Raw genomic sequence first — 12,665 nt, 5'->3', positions numbered from 1 at the left:
TTGAAAAATAAAGCCAAATTTTATATTTTTAATTGTTCATTTAAATCAGTATGTTTCATGTAACTTACGCTATCTTCGGTATATTTAATGTTTAATAAAGAGAAAAGAATTAATAAACCTATTACCTTAATAGGATTAATGGGCGCTGGAAAAACAACAATTGGAAAAAAATTGGCCCAAGAGCTTTGCATCCCTTTCGTTGATTCTGACCAAGAAGTCGAAAAAACAGCAGGTTGCACAATTGCTGATATTTTTGAGCAATATGGAGAAGCAGAATTTAGACGTGTGGAACACGAAGTCATTCGACGTTTAATTAGACAATCCCCTATTATACTAGCCACAGGTGGCGGTGCCTTTATGCACCCTAAAACAAGAGCATTATTAAAAGAGAAAACGACAACAATTTGGTTACATTGCAATGTTGAAACGCTCTTGGAAAGAATCTCTCATCATACCCATCGCCCTTTGTTAAATTCAGGTGATAAACATGAGATCCTCTCTAACCTTATGGCGACACGCTATCCGGTTTATGCCGAAGCTGACCTTATTATACCTTGTCACGACAATAAAATCGAAACCACTTTAACACAGATTCTTTTAACTTTGGAGCGTGCAAGTAACATGCGTACATTACCTATCCAACTTTCAAATACTCAATATAACGTAATGATTGGCTCTCAACTGCTTGAACAAGCTGGTGCGTTGATCTCTCCAATCTTATCACAAAAGAAAGTGTTTATCATCGCTGATGAGAATGTTGCATCACTTCACTTGCAAACTCTTACAGACAGCCTCAGCCATGCACAAATACATTATGAAACGATTTTGATCCCTCCAGGTGAAAATACAAAATCCTTTAAACATTTCGAACAAGTTATAAACCAATTACTCGAAAAAAATATTGAAAGAAAAACACCGATTATTGCACTGGGTGGTGGTGTGACTGGTGATTTAAGTGGCTTTGCCGCTGCGAGTGTTTTAAGAGGCGTTCCATTTATTCAAATTCCAACAACCCTATTATCACAGGTCGATTCATCCGTTGGTGGAAAAACTGGAATTAATACCAGCACAGGCAAAAACTTAGTTGGCGCGTTTTATCAACCCCAGATTGTAATTGCCGACACACAAACTCTAAATACCCTTCCCCACAGAGAACTCGTAGCTGGTTATGCTGAGATTGTAAAAGCAGGTTTAATTGATGATCCAGAGCTGTTTCAGTGGTGCGAAGAAAATGGTCAAAAGATTCTATCTAAAGATCATCAATATCTTGATGAAGCCGTCGAACGTGCTTGTGCTTTCAAAGCGAGAATTATTAAAAACGATGAATTTGAACAAAGTTCCAAAGGTAGAAACTTGTTAAATTTAGGTCATAGCTTAGGACATACCTTAGAAGCAGAGCTAAAATATGATGGTCGTATTCTTCATGGCGAAGCCGTTGCACTGGGATGTTGCCTTATTTTTAAACTTTGTACACGCTTGGGAATATGTTCCCAAGAAGACACAAATCGTGTCTTAAAACATTTCCAATCAGTTGGCTTACCTATCTCTATTAAAGATCTCAACTCACCGATGAAAGCTGAAAATCTGCTGCGACATCTTCAACATGATAAAAAAGTAAAAGATGGTAAGCTACTGTTTATTCTTGTGAATGGCATTGGAAAAACATTTACTTCTCAAGACGTTAACGAAAAAGATTTACATGAGTTACTAATTGAGGATGGCTGTATATAATGCATTTATTGTTGTATAGAAAGCACATCTTTAAAAATCTAGCTTCGCAATGATATTTCGGTGATTGTCATTCTATTAAAACTTAATTAATATACCGTCTAATCTTTAGTGGTTGAAAGGCCAAGAAAAGTTATTGTGTTATTTTTATTACATGTGATATAGAATTGCGTGTAAAATACAAAAACACCTTGGTTTTACAATAAAATAGATTAGATTAACATCTAGTTATAGAGTTTCATTGTTTCAAAAGAGCTACCGCTTTGACCAGCGGTCTATCGCTCAAAACGTAATTAAAAGGATAAGTCAAGATGCGTCTTCGTACAGCATTACTTGCAACGACTTTTGCAGTAGCCACACCCGCTGCAGCGATGGCTAGCACAATTACTGGCCCTTATGTTAGCTTGGGTGGTGGTTATAACTTAGTTCAAAATCAACACGCTACTTTCTCACCAAGCACACGTGCTAATGGCACAAACAGTGCTGCTGGAAGCAAATCTCAGTATCGTCATGGTACTGGATTCACAACATTCGGTTCTGCTGGTTGGGGATTTGGCAACGGTCTTCGCGTTGAAGTAGAAGGTGTTTACAACTATTCTAATATTAATGGTCGTAAAGGCACTGAATCACCTGCATATAAAACCAAAGGTCACGACCAAGGTTATGGTGGATTAGTAAACGTTCTTTATGATATCGATCTACGTCAATTCGGAATCGATGTTCCTATTACTCCATTTGTTGGTGTTGGTGCTGGTTACTTATGGCAAGATATGGGCCCATTACAAACCAATTACCGTAATGGCAGCGTAAACCGTCTTGGCGGAACAAATGGTGGATTTGCATACCAAGGTATCGTTGGTGCTGCATATGACATCCCAGGTGTACCAGGTCTTGCTGTTACAACAGAATATCGTATGATGGGTCAATTAGACCAATCTACATATAAATCAACATCTTGGGTTGGTAATGGCGTTTACAAAGGTAATGGTAAAGTTGATCATCGTTTCAATCACCAATTTATCCTAGGTCTACGTTATGCGTTTGACACAGCTCCACCAGCTCCTCCTACAGTAGCTCCACAAGTAGTTCCTACTGTAACGGCAGCTCGTACATATTTAGTATTCTTCGACTTCGATAAATATACTTTGACACCTCGCGCTCGTGAAATCGTTCGTGAAGCTGCTCAAGCATCTACACGTGTTCAAACAACACGTATCGAAGTTAACGGTTACACCGATACTTCATCTGCTCGTGGTGGCGCAGCTGGTGCGAAATACAACATGGGTCTATCACAACGCCGTGCAAAAAGCGTTAAATCAGAGTTGATCCGTGATGGCGTTCCTGCTAGTGCAATCTTTACTCAAGGTTTCGGTGAATCTCATCCATTGGTTCCAACAGGACCAAATGTACGTGAACCACAAAACCGTCGCGTAGAAATTATTCTTAAGTAATTTATTACTTAGTTAGTAATTTATAAGAAGGAGATATCTTTTGATATCTCCTTTTTTTATTTTAATCATTTATAAACAAAAGATTTAATTGATATGTTTCAAAGGTTATTAAGCCTCTTTAAACCTGAAAAATATCATACAAAAATGACCCAATTCATCCAATTTGGATTAGTTGGTTTCTCTGGCCTTGTCCTAGATACTTGCACTGTTTACTTATTGCGATATATTATTGGATTAACCGCCTCTACTTTATTAGCATATTTCATCGCAGCGACATCAAATTGGCTGATAAACCGCATATGGACTTTTCGCGGTGTTGGAAAAAAGAAAAAGTATATAAATCAATGGTTAACTTTTTTAATTACAAATATATTGGGTTTCTGTCTAAATAGAGGCACTGTTTTAATTCTTTTCCATTTCAGCCCGACTTGTGTGGCTCACCCTATTGTTGCCTTAATCATCGGTGCAGCCGCAGGTATGTTTGCCAATTTTAATTTATCTCGCAAACTGGTCTATAGATAATACCAAATTATTATTATTAGATCAGTATAGTCCATATTTTTTACATAATTTTTTAAAAAATTAAACATAATTCCTAACTTCAATTTTTCCTTAATTTTCATACTATATCTAGTCAACTCGTCATCAGATTAGTTGTTCTGCGTTAGTGTGTTTTTTACATTTATCTATCTGATTACAAATAAAAATTTCGTACGCTTACAGGAATATTATTTACAACCCCTCTTTTATTTGATAATTTTATTTGATTCAAATTTGATTCAAATTAGAATCTAAAATATTGCAATAATTATTTTTAATTAATAATTGTGAATTTCAAAATACATTTATTGAATACAGACCAATTGAATGCACAAAAAAAATAAAATTTACAATATTTTTTAATCTTATTAAGGAGGTTTTATGGCCAACACGTTTCCAAATGGTGGAACCAATTCCACAGAACAGCTGTTTAACAACGTTGGAACTACCTATATAGGTGGAGGTACTGGCAATACAATTACGAACGATGAGAATGGTTCATTCATATTTACCCAACCTGGTACCACGTTTAATATATATGGTAACCTGATCAATAATGGTTTATTTTCAATCGATCCTCAGACCCCTGGAGCAGGTGTTAATACAGCTTTTGGTTATGCGAATACAACAAACAGTTTGACCCAAACAAACGGTCAAATTCAATTTGATCAACCAGACAATACTTCTGGAACCGTATTTAATTTGAACTATTCATCCATCACCAATGATGCAAATAGTAAAATTATATCTAATGCTGGTGCATCTTCCACATTCAGTGCCCCTTATGTTAAAAACTTAACAAATGCAGGTATTATTCAAGGTATAGGTAATAACGGTGGAGCCATGACCTCGAACTGGGGAAATGGAGCGGCTGGAGGTGTATTTAATAATACTGGGACCTTTAATATTGATAATCGATCTGCAACTGGTGGAACGACAATAAATATTAATTTTGGTCAAGTTGTAAATGATGGTAATTTTACACTAAATTACACACCTGGAAGCACTGTCCATGTCACTGCTGGTGCGGGTGGATTCATTAATAACAGTAATTTTACTTATTCTTCCAGTGCTAAAAGCGGTGCCACCGATGGTTCAACAGTTACTTTAAACTCAACATCAAAAGGTTTTATTAACAATGGCTCGTTAACATTCGATCATACACGTGTAAATTTAAATGTCACAGATATCAGCTCTACAAGCGATAAACCTGGTTATATAAATCTGGTTGGCGGGGCATATATTAATAATTATACTTACACACCCACATTTTTGAACCAGACGATTAATTTCACTAATGGCAATAACGTCTTTAATTTCTCTATGGCAACAGCGAAATCATTCCAAGGAAAGATTCGTGGATTTGGTAAAACGGATCAACTAAATTTAGGTTTTGCAGGAACCCAAATATACGATCCCCAAACGGGTATTTTGACCGTTACCTATGCAAACACACAATATAAGTTTGATATGGGACTTGGCTATGACCCTGCACTTTTTGTCTATTCTGGAACAACGATTCAATATAACGGCGATGCCCCTGACATTGATACTCCATGTTACTTAGCCGGTTCTATGATTAGCACTCCAAATGGTGATGTCCCTGTGGAGCAACTTAAAATTGGCGATCATATAAAAATTTTTGATGTGGTTACCAGTAACCATCAAAACAAAATAATAATATGGGTTGGTAATCGAACAGTTACCGTAAGCCCGAATTTTCCTGATGATTTGGCCGGATATCCCGTTTGCATCAAAAAGGATGCTATTGCATCCAATATTCCTTACCAAGACACGTGGGTAACTTCTGAACATTGTTTGTTTTTGAACAAAAAGTTTGTACCTGCTCGTATGCTTGTTAATGGTACATCAATTTATTATGATTATGGTTTAAAAACATTTGATGTATATCATATTGAGACAGAGGAGCATTCTGTATTATTTGCCAATGGAATGCTTGCTGAATCGTTTTTAAACACTGAAAATCATCGATTATTCCATCAACAAGGTAATATCGTTTCACTCCACAATCATGCATTTAAAACTTGGAACGACTCAGCAGTATCTTTGGATGTATCTCAAGTTTTTGTTGAGCCTCTTTTTAATCAACTTAAAACAAGAGCCAAGGAATGTGGTTTTATTGATCAAACATTGCCTTATACATTCACAAAAGAAACAGATTTACATCTTATTACTGATACTGGCATTACGATATATGGTAAAAATAACAATGATCATTATTTATTCGTTATACCAAGCGATGTAACTTCTGTTCATCTTATCTCAAACGCAAGTCGCCCAAGTGATGTAATCGGTCCGTATATTGATGATCGCCGTTATTTTGGGGTATCCATAGGAGAAATCACTCTATTTAATAATCAAAATATACAGAAGATTACAGCGCACTTAGATCAACCAACATTAGAAGGTTGGCATGATCTAAATCAATCAAATTGTCGTTGGACTACTGGCAAAGCCCTTTTACCCTTAAACAACAAACCTGGAACAAATTCATGTCTTGTTATCAAAGTCGTTGAGACAACTATTTTTATTGAAAAAGAAAAAAGTAATTCAAAAGTAATGCAATTAAGCGCTTAGCTATATTAGATTAAAAGCCAATAGCATAATATGTGTTATTGGCCTTATTTTTAATGAATTCAAAAGATTATACAAATCTTGTTAAGCAATAATAAATCTTACAGAGTTTCATATAAAAAATTTTGCTTAAAATGAAGACATTCATTTTATAGTGGATTTGCTCGACCTACATCCCAAAATGCAGTTTCCAACCTTACTGATGTTTGAAATTGTTCAAGTAAATTTGAATATCTTTGTTCTACACCATATTTTGTGCAAATCTTTTCCAAAAAAGTCACCGTTTTTTGTATGATCTCCAAATATTCCTTACCAGAATACATATCTATCCATGATTGATATGGATTATTTTGAGTTTTTGACTCAGAATCTGAAATAATATTCAATCCAATCTCTCCATAGCCAATAACGCAGGGCATCAATAAAACGATCAGATCTAATAAATCCCCTTGCATTGCTTTACTCAATATATATTGACTATAAGCTAATAGTTCTAGGGTCTTGGGGGTATTATCAATTATTTCTTGCTGAATGCCCCATTCGCGGCAATAGGATATGTGTAAAGGCAGCTCTACGTGTAACAGATCATGTAATACAGATGAAAAATATTGCATTTCTTCAAAAGATCGACTTTTATATACAGCTAATGCTTCCACTCGACAAAAATCTAGTAAATATAAATAATCTTGCAAAAGATATTGTTGAAATTCATTTTTTGGCAGAGTCCCCAACGCTAATTCTTTGATAAAACGATGGTTAGTGAATTGTGTCCAATCAGCTTGACAATCTCGACGTAAACGCCCAATTAAGCCTTGATCTAACAAAGAACGTGTACTTTTAATAACATTAGACATAAAAATTTACCTTTTTCATTAAAGTTAAAAGAGCTTTATCTTGCAAATTATCAAAAAAATTGTGAAATAGTTTATAAAATTTCTATTTTACTTGTTTGCTCAGGAATATTCTTAGAAATTATGTTTTTATCTGATTAGGATTATCTATTTAACATGCCCAGTACAAACGAAATACGTTCTACTTTCATAGATTATTTTACCAAAAATAATCATCAACATGTTCCGTCATCCCCTCTCGTTCCTCAAAATGATCCAACACTCCTTTTTACCAATGCAGGAATGGTTCAATTTAAAAACGTATTCACTGGGCAGGAACAACGTTCTTATTCGCGTGCAACAACTGCTCAAAAAGTAGTGCGTGCTGGTGGTAAGCATAATGATCTGGACAATGTAGGTTATACCGCCCGCCATCATACTTTTTTTGAAATGATGGGCAATTTTTCCTTTGGCGATTATTTCAAAGAAGGTGCGATTGAATTTGCGTGGAATTTAATTACAAAAGAATTTGGTTTATCCAAAGATAAACTTCTTGCGACCGTATATGCAGATGATGAAGAAGCTGCTGAATTATGGAAAAAAATCGCTGGTTTTTCTGATGATCGTATTATTCGTATTAACAGCTCTGATAATTTTTGGCGTATGGGCGATACGGGACCTTGTGGACCTTGTTCTGAAATCTTTTACGATCATGGTCAGGATGTTTTCGGTGGCCCTCCTGGCTCTCCTGACGAAGATGGTGATCGTTTTGTAGAGATCTGGAATTTGGTCTTTATGCAATATTTCGAAGACCCACCAGGAACCCGCACGCCTCTCCCTCGCCCATCAATTGATACAGGCATGGGATTGGAACGTTTTGCAGCAATTATGCAAGGGAAAAGAGACAATTTTGATATTGATACATTCCAATCTTTAATACGTGCTTCTGCTGAAGTTACCAATACGGATCCTTTTGGCACACATAAAGTAAGTCACCGCGTTGTCGCCGATCATTTGCGTTCAGCCGCATTTCTGATTGCTGATGGTGTATTACCCTCCAAAGATGGTCGTGGTTATGTGTTACGTCGCATCATGCGCCGTGCGATGCGCCATTTACATATGATTGGCACCAAAGAGCCTACTTTCTTTAAATTGCTACCTGCATTAATTACTGAAATGGGTGGTGCTTATCCTGAACTGATTCAAGCCAAAGCCTTGATTTCAGAAACTTTAAAAGGCGAAGAAGAACGATTTAAAACAATGCTTGATCGAGGGCTTTCTTTGTTGGCTGACGAAACCAATAAATTGCCAAGCAAAGGAAAACTTCCTGGGGATGTTGCTTTTAAACTGTACGATACCTACGGTTTTCCGCTTGATCTAACTGCCGATGCCTTACGCGAAAAAGGCTTTACGGTCGATCAAGAAGGCTTTGACAGTGCCATGAACGAACAACGTAGCAGAGCGAGAGCTGCTTGGGTTGGATCTGGGGATAATGCCACCGAAACCGTCTGGTTCGAGTTCAAAGAAAAATGTGGTGCAACAGAATTTCTTGGATATAAAAACGAAACCGCTGATGCTGAAATCCAAGCCATTATTGTGAATAATCAATCTGTTCAAGAAGCCAAAGAAGGTGATGAGGTTGCCATTCTTCTTAATCAAACCCCTTTTTACGGTGAAAGTGGTGGTCAAGCTGGCGATACAGGATATATTACCAGCAAAAATGCTATAGTAACCATTATCAATACACAAAAAAAACTAGGTGATTTGATTGTTCATTATGGAAAAATCACAAAAGGTTCCATTAAAGTTGGTGAGCCTGCTGCTGCTGCTCTTGACCATAAAGAACGCCAAGCGATCAAAGCCCATCATTCTGCGACACATTTACTTCACCAAGCATTACGCAACCAACTTGGTGACCATGTTACCCAAAAAGGCAGTTTAAATAGTGTCGATCGGTTACGTTTTGACTTTAGTCATTCAAAACCATTAACACCCGAAGAACTTCAATCCATTGAATCTGCTGTTAATGAAGAAATCCGCAAGAATGAACCTGTTGTTACCCGTATTATGACCCCTGATGAAGCAGTCAAGCTGGGTGCTATGGCTTTATTTGGCGAGAAATATGGTGACGAAGTGCGCGTTGTTGCCATGGGTAATGACAAAGAAAAACTAAAAGCATGGTCGATTGAACTTTGTGGTGGTACTCACGTCACCCGCACGGCTGAAATTGGTTTATTCCATATCATCTCTGAAACTGGGGTAGCTGCGGGTATTCGCCGTATCGAAGCCGTTGCAGGTACCGCTGCGGAAGCATATTTTAAACAAAATGAAGCAACATTGCACGAAACAGCTTCTTTATTAAACACGCCATCGACACAGCTTGTGGAACGGTTACAGCAATTACTTGAAGAACGTAAATCTCTTAAACAACAAGTATCTAAACTTCAACACCAGATTGCTGTTGGAGGAAATGAGCAAAATAACGCAGAGAAAATTGGCAATATTGAATATGCCATGCGTAATTTAGGCGACGTCGCTCCTAAAGAATTAAAATCCTTAGCTGAAGGATTGGTCAGAAAAATGGATAACGGCATTGCAGTTGTCTTTTCTTCTTTTGGAGACAAAGCTTCTTTTGTGGTTGCTGTCAGCAAAGATCTTTCTCAGACGGTTAATGCAGTCCATTTGGTTCAAATTGCCAGTGATGCTGTTGGTGGAAAGGGTGGTGGCGGACGACCAGATATGGCTCAGGCAGGAGGTCCAAATGCATGTGACTATCAAATAGCATTTGATAGAATTCTTAAAGAAATAAAAAAACTTTCTGTGTAAAAACCTTTAAGAAGCGGGCTTAAAAGCCCGCTTTTTTATTTGTAAACAAGAATTTACATAAAATTAAATTGCAATATATTTTGATCTATCTACAATATTAATATCTTCTTGCTGAATAACAGCTTCTTGGTTTTACATAAATGAAAGAAATTACATGCCAGATCTAAATCCTAAACAGACTTTATTAAGCATTTTACACGGTGTTAAACGCTTTAAAACAGAGAAATTCCCTGAACGCAAAGAGCTCTTTAGTAAACTGGCAAATGGTCAAGAGCCTAAAACTCTTTTTATTACCTGCGCAGATAGTCGTATTCATCCGGAACTTTTAACCGATCAAGATCCTGGAAATCTATTCGTATTAAGAAATATCGGTAATATTATCCCTGCATACGGAAATGCTATGGGGGGTGTTACCTCTGCAATCGAATATGCGGTTTGCGCTTTAAAAGTATCAACCATCATTGTCTGTGGACATTCAAATTGTGGGGCAATGGATGCGCTGATCCATCCAGAAAAAACGGATTCTATGCCAGCTGTTAAAAGTTGGCTTAAATTCGCAGCCACAGCCCATGCTGTAACCGATGCGTTAACCGCAACCGATGTTGGACCTGAAAATATCCAAACTTTAACAGAACATAATGTTTTATTACAATTACAACATCTTCGCACACACCCCTCTATTGCCGCAGCATTGGCTCGTAATGAGATCGCACTTCAAGGATGGTATTATGATATTCCTAATGGGCAAGTTTATATCCTAAACGAAGAAACACGCCATGATATGACTGTCAGTCAAGCCATTGAGATTTTGCAAAATCAAGTAGATGAACGTCGTTTACAAGAATAACCTTAGCCATCAATGTATAATAAGATTTTTGTCTATATTCTTTATACATTATGTCTTATAAATAGTGCTTCAGCACAAGCCGAAATACTAAAACTAACCACTTGGAATTTAGAGTGGTTAGTTTCTCAAAAAGATATCCAAAACACCCCTATTCCACATAATGTAAATCTTAGAAATACTTCTGATTTTCAGCAACTACAACAATATGCAATAAAATTACAATCAGACATCGTTGCACTACAAGAAATCGGTTCTTTGGAAACATTACGTTTCGTTTTTCCTGCAAATGAATATTTATTCTTTATATCAAGAGACCCTATTGCTCAGCATACAGCTCTTGCAGTACGACATAGTGTTTTTGCGCACATTGAACAAAATCCAGATTTAACAGAATTAGGCAATATAAACGGATCACACCCTTTACGTAGTGGGTTAGATTTAACTTTTTATACTAAAGAAAAGAATAGCCTTAGGATTCTTGTTTTGCATTTAAAGTCTGGTTGCCAAGATTATCCTTTAACGAACAAGGCTCTTAAACCATCTTGTCAATTCCTCAAAGAACAATTACCTATTTTGCAAGAATGGATACGAAAACGTTTAATGGAAAAGCAAGCGTTTATTATCTTGGGTGATTTTAACAGAGTTATTTCCCCGAATGAGTTCTTTTATAAAAGTTTATCAGAAAAAATAACCTCCCCAACGTTTCCTACGGCTTATCAAGCCAATCCGTGTTGGGGAGGCAGTTACTTTATTGATGGCTTCATGTTAGATCATCATACAACCAAATGGTTTATTCCAAACTCTCTCAGCGTATTAAAATATAAAGAACAGGGCTTTAATCAGCAAAATCAATTGTCAGACCATTGCCCAGTATCAATTAAACTTTCAATACCCTAGAAACTATCATCTCCCCAATTACTGTCATCACCGCCGCTGTCACCCCAGCCACTATCGTCCTGACCGCTGTTATCACCCCAACCAGAGTTATCACTTGCTCCCCAGCCTGCGTCAGTACCAGCACCCGCATCAAAACCCGGATCGACACCCGTACCTGCCCCAGCAAATGGGTCACCACCAGCAAAAGGATCTGCTGCTCCTGCTGTTGGATCAACACCAGCACCACCAGCATGGCTGCCACCGAATAAACCGCTTAACGCGTTATAGGCAAACATACCACCGGCAACCCCTGCTGCGGTGGTCAATGCACTGCCTAAAAAGCCACCGCCACCACGATTAAACATGCCTTGTTGATATCCAGGAGGGTAATTTTGTGGAGGTGGCGCACCATAAGCGTTTTGTTGGCCAGGATACGGACGCCCTTGTTGACCTTGGAATTGTTGCTGATTCGGTGCACCCCATCCAGGAGGAAGCGCCTGATTTTGCTGTGTGGATTGAGTTGACTGGCGGTTACCGCCAAATAACCCACCTAAAAAACCACCTGATGAAGATTGTTGTTGATTTTGAGGTTGTTGTTGCATTTGCTGTACTTGCTGAGAAGCCTGTTGCAACTGCCACTCAAGTTGACGAATACGATTTTGAGCTTCTGCCAGAGCTGCCTCTTGCACAACCGCCATTTGGGTCATGCGATACCCTGCATCGGGATATTTTTGCAAATTATCTTTGATGAGCCGATCCGCTTCTTGATCGACAGGTGGCATCTGATTCGTCGTAGGAACGGAACCAGATTGGGATGAAGTATTACCCCCGACCCTATCAAAAAATTTGTTAATAAGCTCACGTTCTTCATTATTCATTTGTTTATAATCCTTTTATAAAACAATAAACGTTTAACATTATGTAGTTTTTGTAAGCAGTTTAACAAGTTTTTTTTCTCTAAAAACCTTTTAT

General features: G+C 37.5%; 9 protein-coding genes. 7 read left to right on the top strand and 2 right to left on the bottom strand.

What is annotated here, in order from left to right; all coding sequences use genetic code 11:
* Window positions 1–87: 87 nt before the first annotated feature.
* From aroB to PQG52_RS01485, 4 genes are all read left to right on the top strand, one after another.
* Entirely contained in the window at window positions 88–1,731 is a 1,644-nt protein-coding gene (aroB, locus tag PQG52_RS01500; protein ID WP_271827576.1) for a 3-dehydroquinate synthase, read from the top strand.
* 308 nt (window positions 1,732–2,039) lie between these two features.
* Window positions 2,040–3,179: an OmpA family protein gene (locus PQG52_RS01495; RefSeq protein WP_271827575.1), complete on the top strand. Its 1,140-nt coding sequence runs from the start codon at window positions 2,040–2,042 to the stop codon at window positions 3,177–3,179.
* A gap of 93 nt (window positions 3,180–3,272) precedes the next feature.
* On the top strand, window positions 3,273–3,701 hold the full coding sequence (locus PQG52_RS01490; RefSeq protein WP_271827574.1) for a GtrA family protein: 429 nt from the start codon (window positions 3,273–3,275) through the stop codon (window positions 3,699–3,701).
* A 399-nt stretch (window positions 3,702–4,100) separates the two neighbouring features.
* Complete coding sequence (locus PQG52_RS01485; protein WP_271827573.1) at window positions 4,101–6,317, top strand: Hint domain-containing protein; 2,217 nt, start codon at window positions 4,101–4,103, stop codon at window positions 6,315–6,317.
* Between the two features lie 146 nt (window positions 6,318–6,463).
* Here PQG52_RS01485 and tenA read toward each other — a convergent pair whose 3' ends face one another.
* Window positions 6,464–7,168, bottom strand: coding sequence for a thiaminase II (gene tenA, locus PQG52_RS01480; RefSeq protein WP_271800970.1), 705 nt, complete (start codon window positions 7,166–7,168; stop codon window positions 6,464–6,466).
* A gap of 153 nt (window positions 7,169–7,321) precedes the next feature.
* Between tenA and alaS the strand changes: the two genes are divergently transcribed.
* The 3 genes from alaS (at window position 7,322) to PQG52_RS01465 (ending at window position 11,714) form a co-directional block, all read left to right on the top strand.
* Window positions 7,322–9,970 (top strand): alanine--tRNA ligase, encoded by a 2,649-nt coding sequence (alaS, locus tag PQG52_RS01475; protein ID WP_271827572.1) that lies wholly within the window; start codon window positions 7,322–7,324, stop codon window positions 9,968–9,970.
* Between the two features lie 154 nt (window positions 9,971–10,124).
* Window positions 10,125–10,817, top strand: coding sequence for a carbonic anhydrase (locus PQG52_RS01470; protein ID WP_271827571.1), 693 nt, complete (start codon window positions 10,125–10,127; stop codon window positions 10,815–10,817).
* Between the two features lie 12 nt (window positions 10,818–10,829).
* Entirely contained in the window at window positions 10,830–11,714 is an 885-nt protein-coding gene (locus PQG52_RS01465; protein ID WP_271827570.1) for an exonuclease/endonuclease/phosphatase family protein, read from the top strand.
* On the opposite strand, the gene PQG52_RS01460 is transcribed toward PQG52_RS01465, so the two are convergent.
* Complete coding sequence (locus PQG52_RS01460) at window positions 11,711–12,571, bottom strand: DUF2076 domain-containing protein (protein WP_271789240.1); 861 nt, start codon at window positions 12,569–12,571, stop codon at window positions 11,711–11,713. The two genes, PQG52_RS01465 and PQG52_RS01460, sit on opposite strands and share 4 nt — an antisense overlap.
* Window positions 12,572–12,665 lie beyond the last annotated feature (94 nt).

The sequence above is a fragment of the Commensalibacter communis genome (genome assembly GCF_947179105.1).
GTDB classification, from domain to species: domain Bacteria; phylum Pseudomonadota; class Alphaproteobacteria; order Acetobacterales; family Acetobacteraceae; genus Commensalibacter; species Commensalibacter communis.
Note: the sequence above shows the minus strand (reverse complement) of the source record. Positions and strands in the feature narration are given on the sequence as shown.